The organism is Mycobacterium marinum, assembly GCF_003391395.1.
GTDB classification, from domain to species: Bacteria; Actinomycetota; Actinomycetes; order Mycobacteriales; family Mycobacteriaceae; genus Mycobacterium; species Mycobacterium marinum.
Genome location: NZ_CP024190.1, coordinates 4,669,100 through 4,694,009 on the forward strand (window position 1 = coordinate 4,669,100; position 24,910 = coordinate 4,694,009).

At 64.7% G+C, this 24,910-nt stretch carries 36 protein-coding genes and 1 pseudogene; 9 read left to right on the top strand and 28 right to left on the bottom strand.

What is annotated here, in order from left to right:
• Positions 1-16: 16 nt before the first annotated feature.
• From CCUG20998_RS28675 to CCUG20998_RS19490, 20 genes are all read right to left on the bottom strand, one after another.
• Positions 17-733 carry a DUF6197 family protein gene (locus tag CCUG20998_RS28675; protein WP_240642823.1) on the bottom strand — a complete coding sequence of 239 codons (717 nt, stop codon included), beginning with the start codon at positions 731-733 and terminating at the stop codon, positions 17-19.
• Complete coding sequence (locus tag CCUG20998_RS19405) at positions 730-1,002, bottom strand: YegP family protein (RefSeq protein ID WP_103653786.1); 273 nt, start codon at positions 1,000-1,002, stop codon at positions 730-732. Before CCUG20998_RS19405 ends, CCUG20998_RS28675 begins: the two co-directional genes overlap by 4 nt.
• A gap of 2 nt (positions 1,003-1,004) precedes the next feature.
• A complete protein-coding gene (locus CCUG20998_RS19410; protein WP_161557099.1) occupies positions 1,005-2,147 on the bottom strand; it encodes a DNA polymerase III subunit beta in 1,143 nt (380 codons plus the stop codon).
• Positions 2,144-2,344 carry a hypothetical protein gene (locus tag CCUG20998_RS27695; protein WP_161557100.1) on the bottom strand — a complete coding sequence of 67 codons (201 nt, stop codon included), beginning with the start codon at positions 2,342-2,344 and terminating at the stop codon, positions 2,144-2,146. The genes CCUG20998_RS19410 and CCUG20998_RS27695 overlap by 4 nt, the downstream gene beginning before the upstream one ends.
• Before the next feature lie 11 nt (positions 2,345-2,355).
• Positions 2,356-3,567, bottom strand: a complete 1,212-nt coding sequence (locus CCUG20998_RS19415) for a hypothetical protein (protein ID WP_142399630.1) — start codon at positions 3,565-3,567, stop codon at positions 2,356-2,358.
• A gap of 137 nt (positions 3,568-3,704) precedes the next feature.
• The gene (locus tag CCUG20998_RS19420; protein ID WP_172607202.1) at positions 3,705-4,700 is read right to left on the bottom strand and encodes a PD-(D/E)XK nuclease-like domain-containing protein; all 996 of its coding nucleotides are present in this window, start codon (positions 4,698-4,700) and stop codon (positions 3,705-3,707) included.
• Complete coding sequence (locus CCUG20998_RS19425; RefSeq protein WP_012395524.1) at positions 4,697-4,927, bottom strand: hypothetical protein; 231 nt, start codon at positions 4,925-4,927, stop codon at positions 4,697-4,699. Before CCUG20998_RS19425 ends, CCUG20998_RS19420 begins: the two co-directional genes overlap by 4 nt.
• Positions 4,924-5,088, bottom strand: a complete 165-nt coding sequence (locus CCUG20998_RS27700; RefSeq protein ID WP_153234286.1) for a hypothetical protein — start codon at positions 5,086-5,088, stop codon at positions 4,924-4,926. Before CCUG20998_RS27700 ends, CCUG20998_RS19425 begins: the two co-directional genes overlap by 4 nt.
• Entirely contained in the window at positions 5,085-5,420 is a 336-nt protein-coding gene (locus tag CCUG20998_RS19430) for a hypothetical protein (protein ID WP_103653783.1), read from the bottom strand. Before CCUG20998_RS19430 ends, CCUG20998_RS27700 begins: the two co-directional genes overlap by 4 nt.
• Positions 5,417-5,932: a hypothetical protein gene (locus CCUG20998_RS19435; RefSeq protein WP_103653782.1), complete on the bottom strand. Its 516-nt coding sequence runs from the start codon at positions 5,930-5,932 to the stop codon at positions 5,417-5,419. Before CCUG20998_RS19435 ends, CCUG20998_RS19430 begins: the two co-directional genes overlap by 4 nt.
• Positions 5,929-6,261, bottom strand: coding sequence for a DUF732 domain-containing protein (locus CCUG20998_RS19440; protein WP_012395526.1), 333 nt, complete (start codon positions 6,259-6,261; stop codon positions 5,929-5,931). The genes CCUG20998_RS19435 and CCUG20998_RS19440 overlap by 4 nt, the downstream gene beginning before the upstream one ends.
• Positions 6,261-6,680, bottom strand: coding sequence for a hypothetical protein (locus CCUG20998_RS19445; RefSeq protein WP_103653781.1), 420 nt, complete (start codon positions 6,678-6,680; stop codon positions 6,261-6,263). The genes CCUG20998_RS19440 and CCUG20998_RS19445 overlap by 1 nt, the downstream gene beginning before the upstream one ends.
• Positions 6,677-6,937 (bottom strand): hypothetical protein, encoded by a 261-nt coding sequence (locus CCUG20998_RS19450; RefSeq protein WP_103653780.1) that lies wholly within the window; start codon positions 6,935-6,937, stop codon positions 6,677-6,679. The genes CCUG20998_RS19445 and CCUG20998_RS19450 overlap by 4 nt, the downstream gene beginning before the upstream one ends.
• A 63-nt stretch (positions 6,938-7,000) precedes the next feature.
• Positions 7,001-7,441 carry a hypothetical protein gene (locus tag CCUG20998_RS19455; protein ID WP_142399628.1) on the bottom strand — a complete coding sequence of 147 codons (441 nt, stop codon included), beginning with the start codon at positions 7,439-7,441 and terminating at the stop codon, positions 7,001-7,003.
• A 217-nt stretch (positions 7,442-7,658) separates the two neighbouring features.
• Complete coding sequence (locus CCUG20998_RS19465; protein WP_103653777.1) at positions 7,659-7,943, bottom strand: hypothetical protein; 285 nt, start codon at positions 7,941-7,943, stop codon at positions 7,659-7,661.
• Positions 7,940-8,131 (bottom strand): excisionase family DNA-binding protein, encoded by a 192-nt coding sequence (locus CCUG20998_RS19470; protein ID WP_103653776.1) that lies wholly within the window; start codon positions 8,129-8,131, stop codon positions 7,940-7,942. Before CCUG20998_RS19470 ends, CCUG20998_RS19465 begins: the two co-directional genes overlap by 4 nt.
• Complete coding sequence (locus CCUG20998_RS19475) at positions 8,128-8,463, bottom strand: hypothetical protein (protein ID WP_103653775.1); 336 nt, start codon at positions 8,461-8,463, stop codon at positions 8,128-8,130. The genes CCUG20998_RS19470 and CCUG20998_RS19475 overlap by 4 nt, the downstream gene beginning before the upstream one ends.
• Complete coding sequence (locus CCUG20998_RS19480) at positions 8,460-8,696, bottom strand: hypothetical protein (protein WP_103653774.1); 237 nt, start codon at positions 8,694-8,696, stop codon at positions 8,460-8,462. The genes CCUG20998_RS19475 and CCUG20998_RS19480 overlap by 4 nt, the downstream gene beginning before the upstream one ends.
• Positions 8,693-9,724, bottom strand: coding sequence for a BRO family protein (locus CCUG20998_RS19485; RefSeq protein ID WP_197720201.1), 1,032 nt, complete (start codon positions 9,722-9,724; stop codon positions 8,693-8,695). Before CCUG20998_RS19485 ends, CCUG20998_RS19480 begins: the two co-directional genes overlap by 4 nt.
• A complete protein-coding gene (locus tag CCUG20998_RS19490) occupies positions 9,721-10,026 on the bottom strand; it encodes a helix-turn-helix domain-containing protein (RefSeq protein ID WP_103653772.1) in 306 nt (101 codons plus the stop codon). The genes CCUG20998_RS19485 and CCUG20998_RS19490 overlap by 4 nt, the downstream gene beginning before the upstream one ends.
• Before the next feature lie 167 nt (positions 10,027-10,193).
• Between CCUG20998_RS19490 and CCUG20998_RS19495 the strand changes: the two genes are divergently transcribed.
• Together CCUG20998_RS19495 and CCUG20998_RS19500 are read left to right on the top strand one after the other, a co-directional pair.
• Positions 10,194-10,760, top strand: a complete 567-nt coding sequence (locus tag CCUG20998_RS19495; RefSeq protein WP_103653771.1) for a hypothetical protein — start codon at positions 10,194-10,196, stop codon at positions 10,758-10,760.
• Between the two features lie 242 nt (positions 10,761-11,002).
• Positions 11,003-11,668 (top strand): helix-turn-helix domain-containing protein, encoded by a 666-nt coding sequence (locus CCUG20998_RS19500; RefSeq protein WP_161557101.1) that lies wholly within the window; start codon positions 11,003-11,005, stop codon positions 11,666-11,668.
• Here the strand turns inward: CCUG20998_RS19500 and CCUG20998_RS19505 are convergent.
• Positions 11,639-12,436, bottom strand: a complete 798-nt coding sequence (locus CCUG20998_RS19505; protein WP_103653769.1) for an alpha/beta fold hydrolase — start codon at positions 12,434-12,436, stop codon at positions 11,639-11,641. The genes CCUG20998_RS19500 and CCUG20998_RS19505 overlap by 30 nt on opposite strands.
• Positions 12,437-12,470: 34 nt before the next feature.
• Between CCUG20998_RS19505 and CCUG20998_RS19510 the strand changes: the two genes are divergently transcribed.
• A complete protein-coding gene (locus CCUG20998_RS19510; protein WP_103653768.1) occupies positions 12,471-13,136 on the top strand; it encodes a DUF2510 domain-containing protein in 666 nt (221 codons plus the stop codon).
• On the opposite strand, the gene CCUG20998_RS19515 is transcribed toward CCUG20998_RS19510, so the two are convergent.
• From CCUG20998_RS19515 to CCUG20998_RS19525, 4 genes are all read right to left on the bottom strand, one after another.
• Positions 13,125-14,381, bottom strand: coding sequence for a tyrosine-type recombinase/integrase (locus CCUG20998_RS19515; protein ID WP_103653767.1), 1,257 nt, complete (start codon positions 14,379-14,381; stop codon positions 13,125-13,127). The two genes, CCUG20998_RS19510 and CCUG20998_RS19515, sit on opposite strands and share 12 nt — an antisense overlap.
• Before the next feature lie 13 nt (positions 14,382-14,394).
• Positions 14,395-14,565, bottom strand: coding sequence for a hypothetical protein (locus CCUG20998_RS27705; RefSeq protein ID WP_153234288.1), 171 nt, complete (start codon positions 14,563-14,565; stop codon positions 14,395-14,397).
• Between the two features lie 4 nt (positions 14,566-14,569).
• A complete protein-coding gene (locus tag CCUG20998_RS19520; protein ID WP_240642824.1) occupies positions 14,570-15,361 on the bottom strand; it encodes a DNA polymerase beta superfamily protein in 792 nt (263 codons plus the stop codon).
• A gap of 212 nt (positions 15,362-15,573) precedes the next feature.
• Positions 15,574-16,155, bottom strand: a complete 582-nt coding sequence (locus CCUG20998_RS19525; RefSeq protein ID WP_015356608.1) for a TetR/AcrR family transcriptional regulator — start codon at positions 16,153-16,155, stop codon at positions 15,574-15,576.
• A gap of 75 nt (positions 16,156-16,230) precedes the next feature.
• Between CCUG20998_RS19525 and CCUG20998_RS19530 the strand changes: the two genes are divergently transcribed.
• Complete coding sequence (locus CCUG20998_RS19530) at positions 16,231-17,115, top strand: lysophospholipid acyltransferase family protein (RefSeq protein ID WP_020730168.1); 885 nt, start codon at positions 16,231-16,233, stop codon at positions 17,113-17,115.
• 63 nt (positions 17,116-17,178) lie between these two features.
• A pseudogene (locus CCUG20998_RS19535) lies at positions 17,179-17,691 on the top strand (DUF3556 domain-containing protein); the annotation flags it as partial.
• Positions 17,692-17,802: 111 nt separating this feature from the next.
• On the opposite strand, the gene CCUG20998_RS19540 reads toward CCUG20998_RS19535, so the two are convergent.
• Positions 17,803-18,030, bottom strand: coding sequence for a DUF3618 domain-containing protein (locus CCUG20998_RS19540; protein WP_012395549.1), 228 nt, complete (start codon positions 18,028-18,030; stop codon positions 17,803-17,805).
• Positions 18,031-18,137: 107 nt separating this feature from the next.
• On the opposite strand from CCUG20998_RS19540, the gene bcp reads away from it, so the two are divergent.
• Positions 18,138-18,611, top strand: coding sequence for a thioredoxin-dependent thiol peroxidase (gene bcp / locus CCUG20998_RS19545; protein ID WP_020730166.1), 474 nt, complete (start codon positions 18,138-18,140; stop codon positions 18,609-18,611).
• 79 nt (positions 18,612-18,690) lie between these two features.
• On the opposite strand, the gene CCUG20998_RS19550 is transcribed toward bcp, so the two are convergent.
• Both CCUG20998_RS19550 and CCUG20998_RS19555 read right to left on the bottom strand, forming a co-directional pair.
• Positions 18,691-19,668, bottom strand: a complete 978-nt coding sequence (locus CCUG20998_RS19550; RefSeq protein ID WP_020730165.1) for an alpha/beta fold hydrolase — start codon at positions 19,666-19,668, stop codon at positions 18,691-18,693.
• Between the two features lie 89 nt (positions 19,669-19,757).
• Positions 19,758-21,083 (bottom strand): dipeptidase, encoded by a 1,326-nt coding sequence (locus tag CCUG20998_RS19555; protein ID WP_020730164.1) that lies wholly within the window; start codon positions 21,081-21,083, stop codon positions 19,758-19,760.
• Positions 21,084-21,125: 42 nt separating this feature from the next.
• Here CCUG20998_RS19555 and macS point away from each other — a divergent pair, with 42 nt between their 5' ends.
• From macS to CCUG20998_RS19570, 3 genes are all read left to right on the top strand, one after another.
• Entirely contained in the window at positions 21,126-22,268 is a 1,143-nt protein-coding gene (gene macS / locus CCUG20998_RS19560; RefSeq protein WP_020730163.1) for a MacS family sensor histidine kinase, read from the top strand.
• Positions 22,265-22,921, top strand: coding sequence for a response regulator (locus CCUG20998_RS19565; RefSeq protein ID WP_020730162.1), 657 nt, complete (start codon positions 22,265-22,267; stop codon positions 22,919-22,921). Before macS ends, CCUG20998_RS19565 begins: the two co-directional genes overlap by 4 nt.
• 61 nt (positions 22,922-22,982) lie before the next feature.
• The gene (locus CCUG20998_RS19570) at positions 22,983-24,845 is read left to right on the top strand and encodes a DUF2339 domain-containing protein (protein WP_036456222.1); all 1,863 of its coding nucleotides are present in this window, start codon (positions 22,983-22,985) and stop codon (positions 24,843-24,845) included.
• Positions 24,846-24,910: the final 65 nt, after the last annotated feature.

Here is a 24,910-nt window from a genome sequence, read left to right on the forward strand (position 1 = left end):
GAGGTTAGGCGCACGGTCATGCTGCTGCCCCTGCGATGGCTTTCTCCAACATGTCTTCGACGTCAGCTTGTGTGCGTCCTGGTTGGCCTTCCCAGAAGCCGATGAGGCCGAGGGGTTGGCCGAGTGCTGCCGAGACGGCCTGGCGGGCCGCCTGGTTCGCTGCGTCGCGTTCGTGCGGGAACTCGTGTGCCCGGTCGACGACGTGGTTGATCGCGCGTCGGATGCACCAGGGTGGGACTAGGCCCCAGGCGTTGTGTCGCCAGCCGTCGCGGCGGATCAGGCCGAGGGTGCTGAGGAGGATGCCTTCGGTGGTTGTGTCGGGTGCTTGGGTCGGCGAGGTCATCAGCTGTCGCTCTGCGGCGTAGTCAGGGTGTTGTCCGGCCATGTGGCGTCCCAGGTCGGCGAACGTGCGCTTGCAGCAGGGGCACACGCCGTTCGCGACGCGTTTGCGTGTCTTGGTGAGAACACCTTTGGTGGCGATCAGCGATGCGCGTGTGGAGCGGAGGTCTTCGTCGCGGTTGGCGAGCTGGCGTTCCAGCCGGTCGGCACGCGCACGCTGCTTCTGCTCCTCAGTACGGCCGGTGTAGTGCTGGCGATGGCCAGCCGGGCAGAAGAACCATTCGTGGTCGTTGAGGCGGCGGCTTTGGTAGTCGGCTGGCATAGCGAATGCCATTCCGCATCTGCAGCAGTGCTCAACGATGAGCTGTTCTGTGTAGTTCAGGGTCGCGGTCATTCGGGGTTGGCCTCGCGTAGTAGTAGATCGGCGTGTCCGTCTCGGCGTAGGTAGACATCGGTGCCGGTGCCGAACAGCTGATCTATGGCTGCGCGGCAGTCGGCCTCGTTGGTGTAGGCCTCGGAGCTGACGGCGAGGACTCTGTGGTTGCCGCCGTTGATGGCGCGCCAGCGCCAACGCTGCGGCCGCCGGGAGGGGCGGCCGAGCACGCTCTTGGCTGGCACTTGATACAGGTCGACGAAGACGACCGCTGGCATGTTCACTGACACGGTTACTGTCCTTCCCTTCCTTTGATTCCCATGAGTGCAGCGACGGTGTCACGCTGCGGCGGCACACGATTCGTGTCGATAGCTCCGGGAAAGGCGTAGACCATGTGTCCTTCCTTTAGGAAGGCGAGCGTGACGTTCGGGTCGTCGATGGCGCTGAGGGTTTTGTGCAGTCGCCTGCTGGATAGGGCGATCTTTCGGTCTCCCCCGTGTTGAACGGCGGCGACTGTCTCGTCGATGTTGCCGGCGGTGGACTGCGTCGTTGTGACCGAGAGTGTGTCGGAGTTGATCGCGACGTCGATCTGGGCGTTTTGGTCGTCGGCGATCGACGCTGCACGTTTCAGTGTTGACGCCAGCTCGGCGGTTGGGACGGTAACAGCTGCGTGAAACGGTGATTTGAGGCTAAGAACTCTGTCGACGTTGGGGAACTCCTCGTCGAGCACCCGAGTGATAACGGTGGTTGACGGTGTCCGCAAGCCTAATGTCGCTCCGTTCCAGAGTATTTCGATAGGTTCGGCGCCGTTACCGGAGGCGGCCTTGATGGTGGCCAGCAGGTCTGCCGCGGGAACGTTGATGTTGGCTTCGCCAGCGCCGGTCCATTCAATCTCGCGGCGGGCAATCATGTAACGGTCGGTGGCACACAGTCGCATCTGGCCCGGCCGACAGTCGATGTTGAGAGCCGTAAACTCGGCTGGTAGCGCATCGGTGGAGGCAAACCGGCCAATCACATGCACTGCTTCACTGAAGGATTCAGCGTTTACGCACCCGATGGCGTCCTCCGATCCCATGACAGGCAGACGTGGATAGTCTGTGGCGTGTAGCACAGGCAGCCGGAACTCGGTTCGCGGTGTTGCGATCACCATCTCTGCGTTGCCGACTGTCACTTGACATTCGGGACCTTTCGGCAAGTTCGCGCCGACTGCGGCTAGGAGCCGACCCGCGACCACCACAGTGTCGGTGTCAGCTACGTCCGCGGCGGTTAGCCGCGTGGTCGCACGGTTGTAGTTGAAACTTGAGAACGTGACCGTTCCGAGTTGTGCCTCAACCAGTACGCCACCGAGGATCGATGCGGCTGGTCTGGTTGGAAGCGAACTGATTGCGGCAGCAATAGTTTCAGCGAGAGTTCCTGAATTAATAACGAACTTCACCGAAAGTCGCCTTCGGCAAAGTCTATGGCGTCTTGCTCGGTGAGTATGAATACGCGGGCGCCGGGGTGCAGTGGGATCACGACCCCCGGAGGGGATTGGCATTCGACAGTGATGGTGGTGGTGTCGGCCGAAATGATCTCTCCCGCAGCGGAGGCTTGCGCGTGAAGTTGTTGCAGGTACGGGTGTTCGGATCCCATGCTCGTGCCTTTCAGTTGCCGCCGTCGATGGTTTGTTGTCCGTCTTGGTTTGCCCGTATGTCTGCGGTGTTGAGTGCTTCGCGGATCTGGGCGTCGAGGTCGCCGTGCTTGTTCCACGTGTCGAGTTGTGCCGCGACCTTGGTTAATTGGGTGTCTGTGAGCGCGGTTTCCGGTTGGATGGTGGTGCCGAGGATTTCGCCGAGGACTAGGTGTCGGTCTTCGGGGTTGCCGCAGTTGGCCTGGTTGAACAGTGCTTCGATTTCGTCGATGCACTGTCGGCGGGCTTTCTCGCTCAGCCCGCTGCTACGGCTTTTTGCGGCGCTTAGGGCTTTGGCGACACGATCGGTTTGGCCGGGCGTGGACTCGGTGGGCGCGCCGGGAGGTTCGGTGTTGGCCAGGTCGGCGCCGTCATACGTATCGTTTGCGTCGGCTTCCTGCGTTTCGGCGCTATCTGCGCCGGCGTCGACCCGGCTTTCCTCCTCCTGCACTGTGGTGGTTTTCCCCGCGCCGGCGGGCTTGACCTTGCCGCGCAGCTTCCCCGCTGGCGGCGCGTCGGTGTCTGCGGTGCAGGCGAGCTCGTCGACTGTTTCAGCGTCGATCGGCGGGAATATCTCGTCGCGACCGACTTCGCCGGCCGTGATGGACTTGCCTGCGATCTTCATCTGCGCGACGTCCTCGGCTGACCAGGCGCCGCGCTTCTTCCCGAGTCGGGCTTCGAGTTGCTTCTCGGTGACGCCGATCTTGTCGCGGAACCAGGCGACCATGGTGTTGATGCGGTCTTGGAGTGGTTCGCCTTCGCCGTGCTCGAGGGTGTGGCGGCAGATGTCCTGGGCTTTCTCGGTGAACCAGCGCGGCAGGATCGTCTGAATGCATTCGCGGACCGCGCGGGCGCCGACGTTCTGGTTGTTGAGGTAGATGTCGGTCAGGTCCACGAGCTGGGTGCGCTGCCCGGCGCGCATCCTCTGGTGCGGCACGATGAACGTGCGCGAGCTGCGGGTGTTCTTCTGCATGTCCCAGCACGTGGCCAAAACTTCGGACTCACCTTTGTCGTCGTTTCGGGCAAGTTCTTTGACGCCGTAGTCGACGTTGCCCCAGATGCGAGCGAGCTCGCGCATGAGGTGCACTGAGGGGCCGGATCCACGGTTGGTGACTTGGTAGAAGGCTTGCTCGGCCATGTCCAGGCGGCTGCAGACGTATTCCATTTCGCGTTCGGCGTCGGCCATGTCGCGGGGGCAGTTTTGGGCGACGGTGACGGCGGCCTGGACGTCTGCGATCGCGCGGGACTGCTCGATCGATGTCGCCTGACTAGCTGCGGCCGCGCGTCCGTTGCTGGGCGGGGCGTAACGCTGGATGGTCGCGGTCATGATGCCAGTTCCTCTTCTTGTCGGTAGGCGGCGTAGGCGGGGAGTTCGAAGCTGTGCATGTGCTCGCCGAAGCCCGGCCATACGCCGGCTTCGGTGCATTGGTGATAGATGTCGATGGCTTTCCGGTTTCGCCGGCGGCCGAGCTCGACATGGTTCGGCTTGATCCGGCCCACCGTCACCGGGAAGGGCGGCGTCTTGGACTGAAAGATCAGCCAGAAGTCGGGGTCGTCGGTGACGTCGGTTGCGATGAGCCCGTCTTCGTACCAGGCCTGCTGCATGTTGTATCCATATTCGCCGCAGGACTTTTCGCACTGCCCGGGGTAGGCGTTGGTGGTTGTCTTGTAGTCGGCGGCGACGATGCGGCCGCCGAGTTGGCACAGCCAGTCGGTGCGGAACCGCAGCCGCACGCCGGTTTCTTGGTCGTGCCAGTACCCCGACAGTTCCGGTGCGCCGTCCACGCTGTCGTTGAACAGCGCCCGCACGAGCGGATGCCGCATGGCGGCGTCGGCCATTTTTTTCGCCTTGGCGACGTCTTTGGACAGCAGCGGCACCTGGTGTGCTATCCAGGCTTCTTTGCGGGCGGATTGTGCACCACCGCTGCGCCAGTTGTCGAATGGGACTTCGACGATGTCGGATCCCTCGCCGAGCACGTACTTGTGGGCGCCGTGCCCGAAGTCGTACTCCGGCTTGGGGTCCGGCGGTGTGAGGCGTTGGAACGCGAAGATCTCCGGCGAGCTCGGCGGAAGCAGCGCGCGGGCGCCGGACGATGAGAGGCTGTCGAGGTCGGCGTGGTACGAGATGTCGTCGATGCCGCTGTACACGCCGTCTTCGGCGGGGATCTCTTGGTAGAGCTGTTGCACGTCGAGGTACACCAGCCCGGTTTCGCCGTCGGGTTGAACCCCTGGCCGGTCCTCGAGTTCGCGGACTGTGCCCCGCGCGATGGTGGTGGCGGTTGTCTTCCACCACACTTGGTCGCCGATGTTGAACGTCATGAGGCGATCAGCTCCCGTCGTTCGTTGCGGATGCTGGTGAGGATGCGGTCGACTGATCGTTTTGCGATGCCGAGTAGTTCGCCGATCTCGGCGCTGGTGAGTTTCCCGGCGAGCCTGCGCACGACTTCGCGGCGTTCGGCGGCGTTGATGGGTAGGCGGATGCGTTCGGTGACAACCCATTCGACTGCGAGCAAGTCCACATCGGTTCCGCAGCGTGGGCCGATCATCGCTGTGCCTCGTCGTGTCGGCGGATCAGTGTGGCGGCGGCCGCGAACGTGACTATGCCGATTGTGAGTGCGCACGCGCTGACGGTCAGATCGCCCAGCGCGAACGCCGCGACGGAGCAGAGTGCGGTGAGAACGGTGATCAGGATGAGGAAGTCAGTCACAGTCGTTCCGTTTCGAGGATGTCGTGTAGGCATGCGATGGGGCGCCCGCAGGTGAGGCAGGCGATGTGGTGTGTGCCGCGCGGTAGCGCGGCGAGGCGGTTGGAGATGTCGCCTTGGATGCGTTGCGCGGTGCCGGATAGGCAGGTCAGGCAGAGCAGTAGGACGATGGCGCCGTCTGGGGTGAGGGCGTGTGGGTCGCGGTCGCCGCGGGGCTGGCAGCAGTCGAGCTGGTGGATTCGGACGATGTGTGTGGCGGGGCCGTGGTGGGTCACGTGGCCGTCACACGCGGTGCGCTCGATATCAGCCCAAATCTGATCTGCGGGCGCGCTCATACGATGCCCCGGTAGGTGTCGAAGCAGTCGAGGCATGTGTTGGTGCCGCGGACTCGCTTTGCTCGGTCGAAGCCTATCCCGCAGATGTCACAGCAGCGTTTGGTTTCTTTGGCTTCCAGTGCTTTTCGGCGTTCCCGTAATCGCTTGCAGGCTTCCGCGTTTCGTCCGGGGTTCGCCTCGCGGTAGGCGCGCTGCTTGGCGGCGATGTCGTCCTTGTTCGCCTCGTAGTAGGCGCGCTTCTTGGCGGCGATGTCGTCCTTGTTCGCCTCGTAGTAGGCGCGCTTCTTGGCGGCGATGTCGTCCTTGTTCGCCTCGTAGTAGGCGCGCTGCTTGGCGGCGATGTCGTCCTTGTTCGCCTCGCGGTAGGCGCGCTGCTTGGCGGCGATGTCGTCCTTGTTCGCCTCGCGGTAGGCGCGCTTCTTGGCGGCGATGTCGTCCTTGTTCGCCTCGTAGTAGGCGCGCTTCTTGGCGGCGATGTCAGCTGATCGGCTACGGTTCCGACGAGGACTCATACGACTACTCCCCCGTTCGCGCTGGTGACGGCGTACGCGTACCGCTGAAGCAGATCAGCGTGTTTGGGGCACATGTTGTTTACTGCGAGTCCGACGGCACGGCCGGTGTCGTGGTCACTGAATCCAGAGTCTTGTTGGACGGCGTCGAGTAGGCCGTCGACACCCGCCAGGGTCGGATACCGGTCGAGGGTGGCGCATACGCGGCCGGCGTTGCGGGTGGCGTAGTCGAGCACCGGGTCCGGGTCCGCGCCGGCGGGCACCGAGTAGTAGAGGGCGGCGCCGATGATCGCGCCGGCCGTGATAGTGGGAAACGACCAGTGGATCCGCATCAGGACACCGACCTGAGCAGGGCGATGCGCTCGTTCGGTGACATGACATTTGCGATGTCGCGCAGGTTGGTCAACGAGATTTCGTCGAGCATCTTCTCCGCGATCGAGATGCCCCACGAGTAGTACAGGGGGCCGGTCGCGTGGAGAACGTGCTCCACAATCGCGCTGGATAAGCCCTGCAGGTAGGCCAGGTCGGCATCGAACTCGGCCTGTTCAGCCAACACGGAGGCGAGCCCGGCTTGTGTTGCACACCAGTCGCATTCACCACGCACATCAGGCAGAGGCAGGCCGTCCATTCCGGCGTTTATCTCCTGCTCGGTGACGTCGCCGACGAGCTGGCCGCAACCGTTGCAGGCCCGCTTGACGCGGACGATGCGGCGGCCAGGCGCCGGGTACTCGGTGGGCGTGAAAGTCCTCATAGCGCGATTCCCGCCGCGAGCCGGGTTGCGCTGTAGTCGCTAATGGCTTTGTCGACAGCGTCTTTCCACTGGTTCCACAGCTCGATCGTCAGGCAGAGGTGAACGCCACCGCTGTTCCCGAATGGGCTGGTGCGGATGAGCGGACCGAACTGGTCTTCGCCGATCTTGACGATCGGCGGCAAACTCGAATCGACGAACTCGCCGATGCACGCATAATTTCGGCGAGGGGCCTGCTTGGTATCCTGAGTTTCACTCACGGGAAGGTTCCTTTCCTGGTGGGTTCTGGCCCCGCCCGGCGCGCACCGGGACGGGGCCGCTTTTTACTTTTTGGCCGCCGCGGCGGCGTTGAGCTTGTCGGCGATATCGCCCCAGAACTTGCGTGCGAACTCGGTGGTGCATTGCTCGCCGTAGTCGCGGACCGCGAAAGCTGCGCAGTGCAGTTCGGTGTAAGTGATGTTCGGGTGCCCCGCGTCGGCAGCAGGCATCACCGGCTCGGGGCATTCCCCTGCCGCGGGGCCGCGTTCTGTGCAGGACTCACCGTCAGCAGGGGAAGTCAGATATGTTGCCAAGGTGCCGAACAAGTCCACCCCAACGATCACATTGAGATCTGAAGAGAACTGAAGGAGCTGATCACAGAGATCGGGAGAGATCACTTTCAGAAGTTCTAAGGCACGCTCAAATTCTCTGTCGGATAACGCTCTAAAGAGATCCAGGCAGCAAGCCGCCCGATCATTGACGCAATCCCCATACCGGACGCTCATTGCAGCCTCGATTCATGCGCGTCCGCGGCGATGATCCGCGGCCTAGGAATGAACGGCTCACCGCGGCCATCGCAACGGAACGCGTCGCCACGGCGCTCCCAAGCCTCGGTGCAATCGATCTTCGAAACCGCCCTGGTGGAACACAGCCAGCCAAAGCCGTAGCCCACCGCGGCGCCGATCACACGGCCAGCGACACCAACACCAATCCGCAAGAGCATCACCGGAACTCCTCGTCACAGCCGCACCCGCGTCGGCGTGTCCACCCCTGCTCGCGGATCACAGCCAGCGCCGTCGACGCCGGGTGATGCTGGTCGTCGTCGCGCGACAACCACCAGTCGACCCGATAGGAGGCCCAGCCCAGCGCGAGCGTGTCGACCGCGAGGCCGGCCGCCGGCAGCCACCGGCCGACACAGGCGAGCGCGCACGACATTCCGAGAGTGGTGGCCGCGATAGCACCGAGAAGGTAGGGCAGGTACGCGGCTAGGCGAATCAGGGCGGTCATAACTCAGCTCCTGGTTCGTGGGCCGGCAACTGCTTGATGTAGCGCTGCAACTCGTCGGCCGTGAACTTGATGAGCCGGCCGTCGCGAAGCGCTGCGAGGTCACCACGGGCAACCAGCACGTCGAGTTGACGCTCACTCATCGCAAGCGCGGTGGCAGCTTGCTTGCGCGTGTACAGCAGCTTGGTCATGACGCGGCCGCCAGCTCAGAATCGGGCCAGGAGATCCGTGACGATCGTTCGACAATTGCTGTTGCGCCGTAGGATTCGAGTAGGTCGGCGCGTTTCTGTGCGGTCGAGCGTGACCCGTAGACCTTGTTGGTTACCGGCCAGACGAACTCGTCGGTGCCCATGATCTGGGTGTAGTTCCCGACCGGACGCCAACCCGGAGGATGCCAGCCAGGAACTGGCTCCCAGATGGAATCCTCAGGATGTTCACGGTCAATCGGGCCGATAGGCTGGAAAGCCCCATCGGGATAACGGACTACACGAACTCGGTACAGGTAGTCGCCAGAGAATTTCATCGCGACTCACCACCGGTGTAGGTGCGTGAAGCACTGTCCCAGCGCGCCGCCCATGATCGAGCGTCGTCGACTGCCTGCGTAAATGCGGCTGGCAGATCCGCGGCCTCATCCGGCGTGAGGCGCGCGAAGCCGGCCAGTGTGATCTCAACGAGTCCGCCGTTGACCCACACCGCGATACCGCTGGTGCCGTCGTCGGCCCAGATTGGGCATGGCGGTTTGAGGCTGTCGCTCATGCTGGATCACCGCATCGAAGTTCGCGGGGTAGCCGGAGGTGCCCGTTCTCGCCGATGTACCTGGTGATTCGTTTCCAGGCGTAGTCCTGTCCGGCCGCGGTCAATTTTCCTGTGGCCCAGGCGTGCCCGTTCTTGGCGGTGCCCTTGTCGGTAAATGCCAGTCCGCGGCGCTGCGCGTCGGCGGTGGCGTGTCCAGTGTCGGTGCGATCACCGCGGATGAACAGACCGGTATGGCTGAGGAACCGCATTACCTCGCTGTGCTTGATGTCGACGCCCTGCTTCTGTCCCCAGTGCTGCACCTCGCGGGCGAACGCCTGGCGGTGAATCGCGGAATCCGAACCGGTATGGGCCTCGGCCTTGGCTACCAGCGGGGCATCCCGCTCGATGGCGGCTTCAAGGCACTTCTTCTCTCCGGCTATCGCCGCGAGCTGCTCGTCCTTCTCGGCGAGCATCTGTTGGGCATCGATAACCGCCAGGGCGAGGCGTTCCTCGCGACTCTGCGGTAGCGCGGGCGCCGTGGTGTATGAACCGGTGTCACGGATTGATGGCCACACGGTGTGGGTCAGGAACCGCCGGAACCGACGGGCATCAGGCTTACGGGAGTCGAGCACGAGATCGGTTGCGCCGTCTTCGGAGACGAGGCCGATCGATTGGACCTGCGCAGCAAACGAGTCCCAGATACCCCTATTTGAAGCCGGAGTATCTGACCTGCGGATAATCAGTTTGTCGTCGTCGTCGATGCGCCGCAGCGAAGCTGACGCATCCTTGATTTCCAAGAACGAGCAGATGTCGGCGGCGACCGCCCAGCGCTTTCCGTTGATGATGACTGTGCGAATCTGGGTGTGCTTGTAGGCGAAGACTTCAAGCGCGCCGGGCGCTGCGTTGATTTCGGGGTAGGCCAGCTCGTACGCGGTGTCCTCGCAGCCGGCGCACCAGTCCCGCGCGGACAGGCCGACATCGACCTGGTCGCCGCAGTTAGCGCACGTCCGGTACTGGCCGGCGCTCATGGCTTCTCGGGCCGAACTCATGCCGACGCCTGATCGCCGCGCCGACGTGGTTCGTATTGGGTGTCGATCGAGGTAGTCGAGATGCCTAGCGCATCCGCGTAAGCGGCCAGCATTCTTGCGCTGCCGCCGCGGTGCCCGTTCTCGATCGCCGAGATTGTGCCTCGATCGACAGCCATGCCGTGCTCATCACGAAGGTGATTGCAGACGTCTTGAAGGGTCAGTCCCTTCGCTTTGCGTAGGACGGAGGTGGGGACTACCGGAACCGAAACCTTGGGCCGCTGCTGCGCGTACTTTGCCCGTGTCGCGGCTTTAGTTGGGGCCATGCCCAAACTTTAGGGCAAACATTGCTATCAAGCAACGATTTTGAGGGCAAACTTTCGACTGCCTGCGAAATCACATGGCGGTAGTTTTACGGCCTGGTGGGCGCCACTTGGCTATGTTTGCCAAACCGGGCTTTTGTTTGCCAAAGTTTTAGGGCATCGTTGGCCCCATGGAACGGGACTGGGAGCGCTTGAGCGCAGCTGTCCTCAAGCGGCGCGCAACGCAGCAATGGACCCAGCAGCAGGTCTGGGATCGTGGCGGGCCATCCGACACTCTCCAGTCCGACATCGAAGGCAAGCGCTGGAAGCCCACGCGCAACGTCAAGGAAACGCTACGCAAGATCGATGTCGGCCTTGAGTGGATGCCGGGCAGCGCGGCACGGGTGCTCGCTGGCGGTGACCCAACTCCGGTCACCCGACACGATGTGACGCGTCGCGGCGCTGAGGAAAATCAAACCGGGCTTGACCAACTCTTCGAACGGGTAGGCCGCCTGGTGAGCCATGCTCACGAGTCCATCCGTGGAGGGGACTACCTAGGAGCGATCCATGGCCTGGAAGGTGTCGAATCAACCGTTGAACTTCTCATTGAGCGGATCAGCGACAAGATTCGCGGCGACCAGTCACCGCACGACGCGGAGTCGTTGCGGACGGCTCGCGACGTCGATACCGCCACTTCGGAGGCTATCGCCGAATTGGAGGTCGATGAGGATCGCGACGACGGCAAGCAGTTGGGCTGACCACAGGCTTGGTGGGTAGGCACGGAGCCTCCGCACCAGCTCCTGTCGCAGTTGGTTCACATCGGCAGTGGGTGGGATAGCCTCAGACACAGTTCAGTTCTCCCTCGAGCGAGTGCGGCTGGACAGTGAATGCGTTTTCCTACGTTTACCTGCAGGTTTCTAACTCTTCACCGCGTGTCGTAGCTGCGTCAAGATCCTCGGATGTGCAATTTTTTTGCACTATGCTCAACCGTGGAGGTTTCGTGCACGCAGCCCGGGAACGCGCCGGACTTACCTGCCGAGAGCTAGCCGAAAAGGCCGGCTGCAGCCTGCGTTACGTGCACGACATTGAGCAGGGCTGCTCCCCATCGATTCGGGTGCTCAACGGTCTGGTGCAGGCGTTACAGCTGTCCGCCTGGGAGCAACGATTTCTTTTCGCGGCGTGCGGCCGGATACTCCCCGACCCAGCGCTCACTGATACGGACATCAGTCAGCGATACCTCGATGCGCTACAACCACATCCTGCCGCAGCGCTACATCCATCCTGGCGGTTCAAGGCATGGAATCAGCAGTGGCAGAGGCTGTTCCAGGGGGTTCTGTTGGCTCCGAGCATGCACCAGTGGCTATACCTGTCCACCACCTCGCGGCGTATCTTGCGCAACTGGGACGAAGTGTCACAGTGGTGTGTTGGATGGCTGCGTTACGGCCTTGCGGTCGACGTTGACGCTGTGAAGCCGATGGTGAGCGCGCTTATGCCGGTTACTGAGTTCCGCCGGGAGTGGGAAGCGCAGGTGATTCCAGTCGACCCCGCCACGCGCCTATGGGTGGTACGTGACGGCGGTACCGAGTTGCGGATTGACATGCGGTTCTGGCATGCCAGCCCGATGCCGGGCGGTCTTCTACTCGGGGTGATCCTCGACGCTGGGTAGCCACGCCAGGATTTCGGCGCCGATCTGGGGGTGGAAGGCGCAGGTTATCGCGTGGTGTCCGGTATCGACGGGAACGAAGGCGGTCGGGCCGCCCAGGCTATCGGCAACCTCTTTGCCAAGGAACATGGGAACGAAAACGTCCTGCGTCGAGTGAACAACCAGGGCCGGACAGGCGACGGTGGATAGTTCAGCGATAAACGTCGGTCGTGTGGCCAGCGCGTCGGCGGCGGCCCGGTATTCACGCCAAGCGCTGCACCGCCACCGTTCCATCAACGCGTCTGCCGCATCAGGTGTTGGTGTGGCCATGGCCGCGGTTGGCCGGTAAATGTCTGGCAGCGGACCTTGTGTGCACCAGATTTCCATGGCTGCGGTTAGGGCCGCATTCTCTCCGTCCAATGCCGCTTCCGCGGTCGGTCCAATGAGCGCCAGGGCGCGTACCCGCTGCGGCGCAAGCAGCGCTGTACGCAAGGCAACTACCGCGCCTTGGCCCTCCGCTACGAAAATGAACCGGTCGACGCCGAGATAGTCCGCCAGGCCGATCACATCGCCGGCAACATCCACGTACGTGTAGGGCTGCCGGTCGTAGACGGTCTCTCCGTGCCCGCGCAGGTCGAAAGCAATCACGCGGTAGCCGGCGTCGACCAGCTTTGTTGTCACCGGCTCAAGCGAGATCAGATCCATGAGTGTCGCGTGAGTCGCAATCACCGGTGGACCGGCGCCGGCATCTGTGTAGTGGATCTTCTGCCCGTTGATCGTCGCTATCGGCACCGCGACACATTAACCCGGCGTAGCGTTCGAAGCCATGACGTGGCCGATTCCACCGGGGTGGTATCCGGACCCGTCGGGCGCGCCCGGGGCCCGGTACTGGAATGGGCTGGCTTGGACAGTTCACCGGGCCCCGCCCGCACTGCGGGTGCGCGCCGCCGCGACGCCCCGAACGCTCTCGTCCGCGTCGCGCCGCATGTCCGATCTCATAGCGGCGCATCCCGGGATCACCGTCGCCGCCGTCATATATCTGGGGATCGGCTTGGCCTTCGCCATGGACGGATATTGGGCGGCCATGAAGGGGTGGGCGTTGCTGGCCGCGCTCGTCGGCGGGCCGGCCGGGCTGGTGCTACTGGCCGTACGCCGGACCAAGCGGCGCCGCGAAGCCCGCGAGCGGTGTCGCCAGCACGATGCGCGCTTGGCGGCCCGGGCCGAACGGGAACATCAAGCGCTGCTGCGCGGCGACCTGGACGTCGGCGTGTTCGGGGCATACCGTCCAGAGCCGCTGAGCCAGCCGGATCGGTCACCTGATGCGGCCGAGCAGATGCGCCGCACAGCGTGGCAGCCCGAGTTATCGGACCAGCGACCAGCCGTGCGGCCGAACAACCCGGCTCCGTGGCACATCGTCACCCAGTGGCCGACACGACAATTCCGAAGTCCCGAGGAAAACTCCACTCCCCCGGATGCCTGCTCAGCTGAGTAGGACGCGTTCAAGTTTGCCGAGCGCGGCCCGGGTTTGGGTTTGGTCGACGTGGATGTAGGCGGCGTGCGCAGCCGCGGATGAGTGGCCGGTGATCTGCATTCGGACTTCCTCCGGGATACCGAGTTCCTGCAGAAGCGTCGATGCGGTGTGGCGGGTGGTGTAGACCTCGAGCCGTGGAAGGCCGGCCGCGGTGAGGACGGCGCGCCAGGCTTGGGCGTCGTCGCGTTTGGACAGTGGGCGGCCGTCTCGGCGGTGCCAGACCAGCCCGTGCGGGTTCTCGTCGGCAGCGGTGTCGGCCCGGTGCTGCTCGAGCATCGCCAGCAGTGGCGGCACGATCGGGACGATGCGGGTGCCGGCCGAGGTTTTGGGTTTGGTCCAGACGAATGAGCCGATGCATTCGCGGTAGATGAAGTCGTCGTTGAAGTCCCAGTGGGCGGCCGGGCAGAAACTGGGGCGTTTCTTGCCGCAGGGGTACTGGCGGTTGGTGTCGGGGTCTCCGCAGCCGTGGGTTTTGTCTAGTTGCTGCAGTTGCCAGGACAGGTCGAACACGGCGTTGTCGAAGTCGACGCGGTCCCATTCCAGGCCGAGTAGCTCGGCTGGGCGGGCACCGGTCAGGAATGCTGTCGCCCATCTGGTCGCGAGTAGCGGCGCGGTTTCGTCACGTGACTCTTGGAGCTCGATGGCGGTGCGGATGACGAGCTTGGCGGCCGGCGCGCCGAGAGATCCACGTGAGCGTTTCACGTGCCCTGGGGTGTCTACCGCGTCGGCGACATTGCGGACGATGATGCCTTCGGTCACCGCGGCTTTGAGAGCGACCTTTAGCGTCTTGTGGGCGCGCTGCCTATTGCCGCTCGTCTCGATCTGGTCGAGCATTCGGCGGATGTCGCTCGGGGTGAGCTGCTTGAGTTTCAGCTTCGAGTTGATGTTCGGCAGGATGTGGAGCCGGATGGCTTCTTCGTACCAGTCGTAGGTGTTCGGCCGGACTTTGGGCTTCTTGATTTCGTCGACCCAGTAGCGCAGCCACACGGCGGCGGTGGTGGTGGAGCTGACGGGGATGATGCCTTTGGCGAGCTCGGCTTTGAGTTCGTCGAGCTTGCGTTTGGCTTCGTTGCGGTTCTTTGAGTAGACGCGTTTCTGCCGGCGCTGGCCGTCACCGGTGGAGTAGTCCACGCTGCCGGTCCACATGCCGTCAGCGCGTTTGAATAGGCCGCCTTCGCCGGGCGCGCGGCGCTTCGTCGGACTCATGCCGCACCGGTCATTAGGGTGTCACTACCGACAGATCGCCGGGCCTGTGAATGCCGATGAAGCAGACTGGCCTACTCCACTGGACGCGTACCCAGCCGCGGGGTGCTTCTGCGTCGCCGAGCACCTTGCCACGCCACTCGGGTTCTTCGGTGAACTCGACCACGTTGCCGTCAATATCACTCATCACTTCATCCCGTCCACCAGTCTTGATAGACGCCGATTAGCCAACGGTTGAGCCGGTCGTAATCGCACTGGTCTGGAAGGTTGGAACTGACTGTGCGCGCGACGAGTTCGTTGCGAGATTCATCGATCGCGTCGAGAACATCCTGCTTGTCAATCTTGCCGATGCGTAGGTCATGGAGCCAGCTGCGCGATGGTTCGGGGATTGGCAGGGTGATCCGGCCGGTGGTGAGCAGTTCGACGCCTTGCAGCCCGAGACGTGCGGCGTGGTAGGCGAATTTTGTGTCGAAGCCGTAGATATCGATGAGTTCGGGTCGGTTGGTGTGCTTGGAGCGCAGTCCGAGCATCTGGTCGCGTTGTGCGTCCAGGTAGCCGATAAAGCGGCGCCCGCACTCACGGGACAGGAACAGCTCAGGGTGACGGCGCATCTCTTCGCCGGGGCCTTCGATGTGGACGACCTCATTGGCGGGGGCGAACAGCAGGAGTAGCACTGTGGGGTTTCCGCCGGCCGCAAGTTTGGCCCACTTACGCAGGCTGTAGATGACGAGGTCGAGGTCGCCAGCGCCGGATCGGACGCCTTCGGGCTGCGTGCGGTACTGATACTGCTCGAATTGGCGTAGGCCGATGACGCAGTCGGGGGGTTCGATGCAAACACCCATCTCGTCGCGATCGTCGGTGCCTTCCACAGTGACGCCGTGCAGTCCTGAGCCGACCTGGGTGCGCAGGATGGTGTTGGCTTGCGCGATGTCACGGTGCCAGCTGGTTGCGTGCCGATTCTTGTAGACCTGGTCAGTTGTCACCGAACTCCTTCTTTCGTATCGCGATAGGCCCTCAACTGTACACATCGACTGTACACACAACTGTACACACGCTATTGCGAGAACCTGCTAGAACTAGCTAGCTGTAAAATGGCTCTGAACTGCCCATATCAGGTGTTGGCAATGGTGACGGCGCATGGGAATAGCTTACTCTTAATCAGCGGGTCCGGGGTTCGAAACCCTGACGGCGCACTTCACGAAATGCCCCTTGTGGGAGCCACGATGCGGCGAGCGGCCTCTACGGCCGCTGCCCGTCGCCCCTCGATAACCGCGCGATCAGTAGCGACGGCATCGGGATGAGGCGACTGCGCCCAGGCCAGACCCACCCCAAACAACAGGACGAGCAAGTCCATCGGATGCCAGTGCGGGTCGACGTGGCCGGCAGCTTGGGCCGCTTCGATCACGCCGACGTCGCGCGCCTGGACCGATTCCACGCCCTCGACCTGCGGCGGGTCCAGGACCAAACCCTCTAGATTGGCCCAGGTAATCATGCGCAGGTGCTCGGGCCTGCGGCAGGCCAGGTCGTAGATGTCGCCGACGAACTCGGGGACCGCGTCGGGACGCAGCGTCACCGCGGCAAAGAACTCCTCCATGTCGGCGGCGACAACGCTGCGAAATAGCGCCTCCTTGTCCTGGAAGTGCGCGTAGAGCCGCTCCTTGCTCGCCTCGGCGGTCCGCGCGATGCGGTCGATCCGGGCACCGGCCAGGCCGTATTGCGCGAACTCGGACCGCGCGGCGGTCAGGATCGTCTCGCGAAGTTCCGCCGTGGTTCGCACAGCATGATCATAGCCATACGAACTAGTTCGTTTGATAGCGTGGTGGTCCGAGCACGAATCCGAGCGGAGGAAGCCATGAGCGGACGCATCGATACCGAGGCAATAATGAGCCCGCCGCGCCGAGTGGAGTTCCTGCGCGGTGCGCTAGACCGGACCCAAGACGGGATTGCGCCGCTTATCGACCTGTTTCGGCCCCATGTAACCGGCCTGGAAACACTGCCCGGCGACGGACGATTCTTGTTGGTGGGCAACCACACTCAGTTTGTCGGCGGTGAGGTGCTGCTGGTTCCGCACTTCGTTCGTCGGGCAATCGGCAGCCGAGTGCGTCCACTGGCCGATCGCCGGTTCGGGCGGCGCCGCGGCTTTGGTTACGACCTGATGACCGCCTACGGCGGCGTCGTCGGCGCCCCCGAAAGCGCACGAGAACTGATGCGGCACAACGAAACCATTCTGGTATTCCCCGGCGGAGGCCGCGAGATCGCGAAATTCAAGGGCGAGGAATACCACTTGAATTGGAATGGGCGCAACGGATTCGCCCGCATCGCGGCCGAAAACGACTATCCGATCGTTCCGGTCGGACTGGTCGGCGGTGACGATGTCTACAAGAGCATGGTCACCCGCGACAGCGCGCTCGGCCGGCTCAGCCAGGCCGTCAGCGTGAAGCTGACCGGCCGCTCCGACATGGCGATGCCGTTGATGCGCGGGATGGGACCAACCCTGATCCCCCGCCCCCAACGGATGTACCTGCGTTTTAGCGAGCCGATCGACACGACGCAGCCGGATGGGAGAGCGGCCCAGGAGTGGGTCGAGTCGGTGAAGAAAAGCACTCAGCACGCTCTGGAAACAATCCTGGCCGAGTTGCTGAGCATTCGCGCAGGCGACCCGTTCCGCGCGCTCAACCCGTTGTCCTGGGCGAGCGCGGCCAAAGCCGAAGCGACCAGCATCGCGAGCCAAAATTAGGGTGCCGCCGCAACTTTGGCAGCGCCCAGCCGAGACCCGCCAGGCCTGGGCGACGCGCGCTGTCCAGGGGCCGACGAAAAGATCCGAGTCGGTGCTCGCGCACTCGGCCCGATGTATCACCTGCAACTCGAGCGGCTCTACAACAGCAAAGAGCAAGCCCTGGTGCCGATTCACCTGGCCTTCGCGTTTCGGGGGATGAACACCCATGGTCGCGCGCTCTACACGCTGGTGCATCGCGCACTGGCCGGGTACGACGAGGACGACTACAACGTGTGCGAGGGCGAGCAACTTTGCGCCATGGTGCTCGGATGGAACTTCGGCGACGGGCATCTACATAGCGAGTGCCTCATCGAGGCCCTACAGCAGCGGTATGGATTCGAGCCGGGTGAGGTTCGGGTGGTGATTCTCGACTCGCAGCCCATCCATATCCAGCGCCAGCAGTACCGGCTCGTCGACGCCGCCACTGGCGAGTTCGAGCGCGGTTACGTCGATGTGGCTGACATGGCCGAGGCCCAGCCCTGGGTCGATGACCTGCCGATACACGTCGAAAGCGGCACCGCGGCCGGAATGACCTGAGGGTACTGCGGTGGTGCCCAATCGCGTCGAGCGTGCCCCCAGGGCGTCGAGTGTGCGCTCAGGGTGGAAATCCGGCGATTTCCACGCCCTGGACGCACATCCGAAGCCGTCTCAGCGGTTCCTGATCTTGCGGATCACCACGACCACGACGACAGACCCGACCCCGACCAACGTCACGGTCACGGCCGGTTTGGTGACGAACTCGATCACCTTGGCCTTCACGTCGTCGGCCAGGCGGCGGGGGTTGGCACGCTCAACCAGCGAGTCGACGGTGGTCGCCAGCTGGTCGCGGGCGACGTCGATGTCCTGCTTGATGGTGTCGGGATCGCGGTCCGCCACGTGTCTGTCCTCCAAGTCTCCCGCTATCCGGCCTATACACCTGCCCGCACTACCCTAGATCAGCCGGTGCGAGTCCTAACGCTCCGGTGAACAGAAAGGGACCTACGTTGAGCGAGACCACACGCCTGGCGCCAGGCGACAAAGCGCCTGCATTCAGCCTGCCCGACGCCAACGGCAACAAGGTGTCACTGTCCGACTACAAGGGGCGCCGAGTGGTGGTGTACTTCTACCCGGCCGCTTCGACGCCCGGATGCACCAAACAGGCCTGCGATTTCCGCGACAACCTGAGCGAGTTGAACGAGGCCGGCCTCGACGTGGTCGGGATCTCCCCCGACAAGCCGGAGAAGCTGGCCAAATTCCGCGATGCCGAGGGGCTGACGTTCCCGCTGCTATCGGACCCCGACCGCAAGGTGTTGGCGGCCTACGGCGCCTACGGCGAGAAGATGATGTACGGCAAGACCGTCACCGGCGTGATCCGTTCCACGTTCGTCGTCGACGAAAGCGGCAAGATCGCCGTCGCCCAGTACAACGTGAAGGCGACCGGGCACGTCGCCAAACTCCGTCGCGACCTATCGGTCTAGTGGTCGCTCTAGTGGCGGCCGCAAGCGCGGCGTAGCCACGATCAAGGAGGTCGTCGAGCAGATCACGGCGTCCGATTGGTCAACACTCGCCGTCGCGACGGTGCTCGCGCAGGAATCGCATCGCGATGTCGCCGACTTGCTCAGCCTGGTCGAACCAGGGTGCATGACCGCCACCGACGATGTTCAGTTCGCCGTTCGGGATGAACTCCATCGCGCGCCGTGCCACCGCCACCGAACCGAACGGATCGTCCTCTCCCCAGATCATCTGGACCGGATGCCGAATGTCCGCCAACTGCTCACCGGTCAGGGAGATCTCCGGGCGGATTCGGCCGAACCGCATCACCGCACCGAGTAATCCGACAAAGCTGCCGACGTATGTCGGCAGCTGCTCGCATGCCAGCAACACATCGCGGACCTCGCCAAGGCCCGACACGTCCTCGTGCACCATCGCGAACACCCGGTCGACCTGCCGGTGTGAGGGAGTCTGAAGCGTCATCAGCATCCTGCCGATAGCGGAGATCGACATCACTCGCATCGGCAGAGGCGCCGTCGTTCCGAGGATGTGCGCCGGACAGGCCACCATGACTTGCGCATCAACGGTTCCCGGGTGGTCGAGGGAAAGCCATGCGCTCCACAGCGATCCCTGCGATTGCGTGATGAATGGCACGCCTTGCAGGCCGACGCCACCGAGGACCTGCGCCAAGAACTCGACGGCCAACGAACGCAGGGGTTTTGCGCTGTAGTCGACGCCATCGGTGAGTCCGAAGCCGGGAAGATCGACGGCGTAGAGCGTGTAGCCGGTCAGATGCGGCATCAGGGGCGCCCAGAACGCGGCGGGAACCATGCCGCCGATCACCATCATCAGCGGCGGACCTTCGCCAACGACCAGTAGGTGCGCACGCCCACCAATCGCCGGGACATCGACGAATCGGGATTCTGCCCGCAGCCCGAAGCGCTCCAGCAAGCGGCGCTGCGCATCCTCGAATTCCTTTACGGATGCTCGGTTCTGCGCGCTGCGGCCCTGTCCGTTCGACCGCTTTCCGAGAAAGCCGGTCATGTATCCAAACGTACACCTCGACCGACCGGCACTTCATCGACAAAGCGACCGGGCACGTCGCCAAACTCCGTCGCGACCTAGGGGTGTGATCAAGCCAGGTTGGCCAGCAGCAGCGCCTCGGCCACCGCGGCTCGCTCCAGCACCCCCAGATGCAGGCTCTCGTTGACGCTGTGCGCCTGCGTCCCGGGATCCTCCACCCCGGTGACGAGGATCTTCGCGTCAGGAAACGCCTCGGCGAACTCGGCGATGAACGGGATCGATCCACCCATACCCATGTCGATCGGGTCGGCACCCCACGCCTGGCGGAACGCCGTGCGTGCGGCGTCATAGACCGGACCGCTGGCATCGATCGCGTAAGGCTGACCGATGTCGCCGCGCTCGACGCTTACCTGGGCTCCCCAGGGCGCATGCTTACGCAGGTGAGCTTCCACGGCATCGAGGTGCGCCGCGGCGTCCCCGCCAGGTGCGATCCGAATGCTGATCTTGGCGCGAGCCCGCGGAATCAACGTATTCGATGCTGCCGCAATGGAAGTGGTGTCGATACCGATCACGGTGATCGCCGGCTTCGCCCACAGCCGCTGGGGCACCGAACCTGACCCGATCTCGGTGACACCGTCGAGCAGACCCGAGTCCGCACGCACCCGCTCGGGCGGATAGTCAACGGCGGCGGCCGTGCTTTCGTGCAATCCGGCCACCGCCACGTTGCCGTCGTCATCGTGCAGGCTGGCCAGCAGCCGCACCAACACACTGAGCGCGTCGGGAACCACACCGCCCCACAAACCGGAGTGCAGCCCGTGGTCGAGGGTGGCCACTTCCACAACACAGTCAGCCATGCCACGCAGCGACACCGTCAGCGCCGGTACATCGGTGCTCCAATTGTCCGAATCCGCGATGACGATCACGTCGGCCGCCAGCACGTCGCCGTGAGCGGCCAGCAATCGGCCCAACGACGGCGAACCGGACTCCTCCTCGCCCTCCACGAAGACGGTCACACCCACCGGCGGTTTGCCATCGTGCGCCCGGAAGGCCGCCAAATGCGTTGCGATTCCCGCCTTGTCATCGGCGGTGCCACGCCCGTAAAGACGACCGTCGCGTTCGGTCGGCTCGAACGGGGCCGAGGCCCACTGATCGGGGTCGCCCTCGGGTTGGACATCGTGGTGGGCGTACAGCAGCACGGTCGGCGCGCCCGGCGGCGCCGGATGCTGCGCGATGACCGCCGGGGCACCACCTTCGCTGACGATCTGGACGTCATCAAAACCTGCCTGTGCTAACAAATCAGCTACCGCTTGAGCACTGCGATGGACCTCGGCGCGTCGCCCCGGATCGGCCCATACGGATTCGATCCGGACCAGCTTCTCAAGGTCCTGCCGCACCGACGGCAGCACCTCGCGCACACGCTCAACAAGATCAGTCATGACACTGAGGCTAACCAACGGGCTGGCTATGCTGAGCGCGTAATGGCGACACGCGGTCCCGACCCGACGGCGCCGCTCTGGCGGGCGGCGCAGCTGTTCCGGCTGCTGAGCTGCGGCTACGCACTCGGCTTCCACATCGCGATCAACTCAAACCTGCAGCGGCCGCTGCTGGGCTGGGCGCTGTTCGCGGTGCTGATCGGCTGGAGCGCAGCCTGCGCGGTCGCCTACCTGCGCGGCTTCGGCCGGCGGCCGGCCTGGGTGATCACCGAGATCGCCGTCGTCGTCGTGCTGATGCTGTCTACCAAGATGGTGGCCTCGGCACAGTGGGCCCTGGACAACCAGACCTGGCCGACCACGCTGTGGGCCAGCAACGCCACCATCTCGGCGGCACTGCAGTTCGGCCCGGCCGGCGGCATGTTGACCGGTATTGCGGTGACGGCCGCCAACGAGGCCGTCAAGGGCTACGTCAACGTCAACCTTGGGCGCAGCGCGACCATCGTGATCGAACTGGCGGTCGGCCTGGCGGTCGGCATGGCCGCCCGCACCGCCCGGCGCGCCCACGCCGATCTACAACGAGCGGCTCAGCTGTCGGCCGCATTGCAGGAGCGGGAGCGGCTCTCCCGGCAGGTCCACGACGGCGTCATCCAGGTGCTGGCGCTAGTCTCTCGGCGCGGGCACGAAATCGGTGGCCCCACATCCGAGTTAGCCGAACTCGCCAGCGAGCAGGAACGCGCGCTGCGCCGATGGATAATCTCCACCGACACCGACCGTGACGGCAACACCCGCAGCGTCGACCTGTGTGCCCTGTTGCGGCGCAGGGCGTCCGACCGGGTATCGATGAGCTTGCCGGGATCTCCGGTGACACTGACGCGGGAGGTCGCCACCGAGCTGGATGCGGCGGTGGGCAACGCCCTCGACAACGTGCGCCTGCATGCCGGGCCGAGCGCCCGCGCATTCGTGCTGCTCGAAGATCTCGGCGACTCGGTCACCGTCAGCGTCCGCGACGACGGCGTGGGCATTGCCCCGGGGCGACTTGACGAGGCCGCCGGCCAGGGGCATCTGGGCATCTCGAAGTCGATTGTGGGACGGCTGGCGGCCCTGGGTGGCACCGCAGAACTGAGCACGGACCAGGGCGAGGGCACCGAATGGGAGCTGCGGGTGCCACGCCGGGAAGGATCGTCATGAGTGAGCACGAATCGCCGACGGTGATGGTCGTCGACGACCATCCGATCTGGCGTGACGCGGTTGCCCGCGATCTCTCCGATGACGGCTTCGCAGTGGTCGCCACGGCCGACGGGGTGGCGACGGCGCAACGGCGGGCCGCAATCGTCAAGCCCGACGTGGTGGTGATGGACATGCGGCTGGCCGACGGCGATGGTGTGCAGGCAACCACGGAGGTGCTCAAGGTCTCGCCCGCGACCCGCGTGCTGGTGCTGTCGGCCTCCGACGAACGCGAGGACGTCCTGGAAGCCGTCAAGGCGGGGGCAACCGGATACCTGGTCAAGAGCGCGTCGAAGGCCGAACTCGCCGATGCGGTGCGCGCCACCGCCGCGGGGCGAGCCGTCTTCACCCCGAGCCTGGCCGGGCTGGTCTTGGGCGAGTATCGGCGTATCGCGCAAACCGCGGACTCGAGCCAGGATCGGCCCAGCCTGACCGACCGGGAGACCGAGATACTGCGCTACGTCGCAAAAGGACTGTCCGCCAAGCAGATTGCCGAAAAGCTCTCGTTGAGCCACCGGACGGTCGAAAACCACGTCCAGGCGACGTTCCGCAAGCTGCAGGTCGCCAACCGGGTGGAGCTGACCCGCTACGCGATTGAGCACGGGCTGGACAAGTAGCCGCCCGGTTTGCGTAGTCCTACTCATCCATGCCGGGGCCAGGAACGGCAGAGTAATCGACATGACCGAATCGCAGCACGCTGTCATCAGTCGACTCTCCGCGGAATTCGACTCATTGGCTCGTCAGATGGCCCGCGTTTCCGGCGAACTCAGCCAGCTTGACCGCCTGATCTCCGATTCGGTCGGCGCGCCCCACCCCGCTGCGGCCGCGCCGCCGCAACCGCAACCCCAGCCTGTGGCTCCGTACTGGTACCCCTACTGGCAGCAGTGGGCACCCGTGGCGCCAGCACCCGCCGCGGCGCCGCCACGCCAGTACGCTCCCCCACCCCCCGCGCGCCCGGCCCCCCACGGCCCACCGGCTCCGACACCGGCCGCGGCACCAGTCTCCCCGCCGCGGCGCCCCGCCGAGAGCACCGAGTCCGGCTGGATCGGCAAGCTGCTAGCGGTCGCGGGAGTGGCGGTCACGTTGACCGGCGTGGCGCTGTTGCTGGTCCTCGCCGCGCAAGCCGGGCTGCTGCGACCCGAGATCCGGGTCGCCGGTGGCACGGCGTTGTCGCTCGCGCTCGTCGGCGTGGCCGTCCGGCTGCGCGGCCGCCCCGGTGGACGCATCGGTGCGATCGCGTTGGCCGCCACCGGTATTGCAACCGCCTACCTGGACGTCATCGCGGCGACCACCATCTACCAGTGGGTGCCGGCGCCCGCCGGGCTGGTGCTGGCCGCGCTGGTCGGTGGGGCGGGACTTGCGCTGGCCCGCCGCTGGGATTCCGAGCACCTGGGGCTACTGGTGCTGGTGCCGTTGATCGGGCTGGCGCCCGTGCTCACCCGAGGTGCCGATCTCTTGCTGGTGAGCTTCATGCTGGCGCTGTCGGCCGCAGCGCTACCGGTGCAACTGGGCAAGGATTGGGTCTGGCTGCACGCCGCGCGCGTCGCGGCACCCACCGTGCCCCTGTTGATCGCCCTGGTGGCGGCCGGCAAGCACGACAACACCTGGCTGCTGGGCGCGGCCTGCGGTGTCGCGGCGATCCTTGCCATCGTGAGCGGCCTGATCGTGTTGCCGGGCGGCAAGAACGCCGCCGCCCTGGCCGTGCTCACGGTGGTCGGGACCCTGCCCGTCTTGGCCGCCGCCGTCGCGGTCGATCGCGTGTTTGCCGCGCTGCTGGCCGGCACCCTGGCCGCGGCACTGTTGGCAATCGTTCTGGTAGGCAGTGAACTTCCCACCATCTTCACCCGGGTCTTGGCGGCATGGTCGGCAATCTCGGCGCTGGTCGCCGTTACCGTTGCCTTCGACGGCCACGTCGAGGGGCCGATCCTGCTCGCCCTTGCCATCGTCGTCGCGGTCGCCGGTCGCCACGACCGCATAGCGCTCTGGGCCGCAGCGGGTTTCGGCATCGTCGGCCTCGGCCTGCACTACAGCTATGCGCCGCTGCATGCGCTGCTGACAGCGACGGTGATGCCGACCTCGATCGCGGTGTCCACCTTGGCCGCCAGCCTGCTCAGCATCGCATTTGTCGTTGCGATGAGCAGGGCGTGTGCCGGCATCGGAGGCCAGAATCGCGACATCCGCCGAATCCTGGCCGCCGTCGGCGGGGTGCTGGTGATCTATGCCGTCACCGCGTTTACGGTCACCGCCGGTGTCCTGATCGCCGGCACCGAGGCGGGCTTCCTGGCCGGCCACATGGCGGCCACCATCTGCTGGATCGCCGTAGCGGCGGCGCAGTTCGTCTACGCACTGCGAGTGGCAGACCGGGAACGCCGCACCGCCCCGATCAGCGCCGGGCTGGCGCTCACCGGGGCCGCCACCGCCAAGCTGTTCCTGTTCGATCTCGCCACGCTCGACGGCATCTTCCGGGTCGCGGCGTTCATCGTGGTCGGCCTGGTGCTGCTGGCGATGGGAACCGGATACGCGCGCAGCCTCGCGCGCTAGCACCCTGGCGAGCAGACGCGAAATCGCACGGGATCGGAGATTCCGATGCGATTTCGCGTCTGCTC

Coding starts and splice junctions, on each gene's coding strand:
- CCUG20998_RS28675 (WP_240642823.1), bottom strand. CDS start 733: ATGACCGCGACCCTGAACTACACAGAACAGCTCATCGTTGAGCACTGC.
- CCUG20998_RS27695 (WP_161557100.1), bottom strand. CDS start 2,344: ATGGGATCCGAACACCCGTACCTGCAACAACTTCACGCGCAAGCCTCC.
- CCUG20998_RS19415 (WP_142399630.1), bottom strand. CDS start 3,567: ATGGCCGACGCCGAACGCGAAATGGAATACGTCTGCAGCCGCCTGGAC.
- CCUG20998_RS19420 (WP_172607202.1), bottom strand. CDS start 4,700: ATGACGTTCAACATCGGCGACCAAGTGTGGTGGAAGACAACCGCCACC.
- CCUG20998_RS19425 (WP_012395524.1), bottom strand. CDS start 4,927: ATGATCGGCCCACGCTGCGGAACCGATGTGGACTTGCTCGCAGTCGAA.
- CCUG20998_RS19430 (WP_103653783.1), bottom strand. CDS start 5,420: ATGAGCGCGCCCGCAGATCAGATTTGGGCTGATATCGAGCGCACCGCG.
- CCUG20998_RS19435 (WP_103653782.1), bottom strand. CDS start 5,932: ATGAGTCCTCGTCGGAACCGTAGCCGATCAGCTGACATCGCCGCCAAG.
- CCUG20998_RS19440 (WP_012395526.1), bottom strand. CDS start 6,261: ATGCGGATCCACTGGTCGTTTCCCACTATCACGGCCGGCGCGATCATC.
- CCUG20998_RS19445 (WP_103653781.1), bottom strand. CDS start 6,680: ATGAGGACTTTCACGCCCACCGAGTACCCGGCGCCTGGCCGCCGCATC.
- CCUG20998_RS19455 (WP_142399628.1), bottom strand. CDS start 7,441: ATGAGCGTCCGGTATGGGGATTGCGTCAATGATCGGGCGGCTTGCTGC.
- CCUG20998_RS19465 (WP_103653777.1), bottom strand. CDS start 7,943: ATGACCGCCCTGATTCGCCTAGCCGCGTACCTGCCCTACCTTCTCGGT.
- CCUG20998_RS19470 (WP_103653776.1), bottom strand. CDS start 8,131: ATGACCAAGCTGCTGTACACGCGCAAGCAAGCTGCCACCGCGCTTGCG.
- CCUG20998_RS19475 (WP_103653775.1), bottom strand. CDS start 8,463: ATGAAATTCTCTGGCGACTACCTGTACCGAGTTCGTGTAGTCCGTTAT.
- CCUG20998_RS19480 (WP_103653774.1), bottom strand. CDS start 8,696: ATGAGCGACAGCCTCAAACCGCCATGCCCAATCTGGGCCGACGACGGC.
- CCUG20998_RS19485 (WP_197720201.1), bottom strand. CDS start 9,724: ATGAGTTCGGCCCGAGAAGCCATGAGCGCCGGCCAGTACCGGACGTGC.
- CCUG20998_RS19490 (WP_103653772.1), bottom strand. CDS start 10,026: ATGGCCCCAACTAAAGCCGCGACACGGGCAAAGTACGCGCAGCAGCGG.
- CCUG20998_RS19495 (WP_103653771.1), top strand. CDS start 10,194: ATGGAACGGGACTGGGAGCGCTTGAGCGCAGCTGTCCTCAAGCGGCGC.
- CCUG20998_RS19510 (WP_103653768.1), top strand. CDS start 12,471: ATGACGTGGCCGATTCCACCGGGGTGGTATCCGGACCCGTCGGGCGCG.
- CCUG20998_RS19515 (WP_103653767.1), bottom strand. CDS start 14,381: ATGAGTCCGACGAAGCGCCGCGCGCCCGGCGAAGGCGGCCTATTCAAA.
- CCUG20998_RS27705 (WP_153234288.1), bottom strand. CDS start 14,565: ATGAGTGATATTGACGGCAACGTGGTCGAGTTCACCGAAGAACCCGAG.
- CCUG20998_RS19530 (WP_020730168.1), top strand. CDS start 16,231: ATGAGCGGACGCATCGATACCGAGGCAATAATGAGCCCGCCGCGCCGA.
- CCUG20998_RS19550 (WP_020730165.1), bottom strand. CDS start 19,668: ATGACCGGCTTTCTCGGAAAGCGGTCGAACGGACAGGGCCGCAGCGCG.
- CCUG20998_RS19555 (WP_020730164.1), bottom strand. CDS start 21,083: ATGACTGATCTTGTTGAGCGTGTGCGCGAGGTGCTGCCGTCGGTGCGG.
- macS (WP_020730163.1), top strand. CDS start 21,126: ATGGCGACACGCGGTCCCGACCCGACGGCGCCGCTCTGGCGGGCGGCG.
- CCUG20998_RS19565 (WP_020730162.1), top strand. CDS start 22,265: ATGAGTGAGCACGAATCGCCGACGGTGATGGTCGTCGACGACCATCCG.
- CCUG20998_RS19570 (WP_036456222.1), top strand. CDS start 22,983: ATGACCGAATCGCAGCACGCTGTCATCAGTCGACTCTCCGCGGAATTC.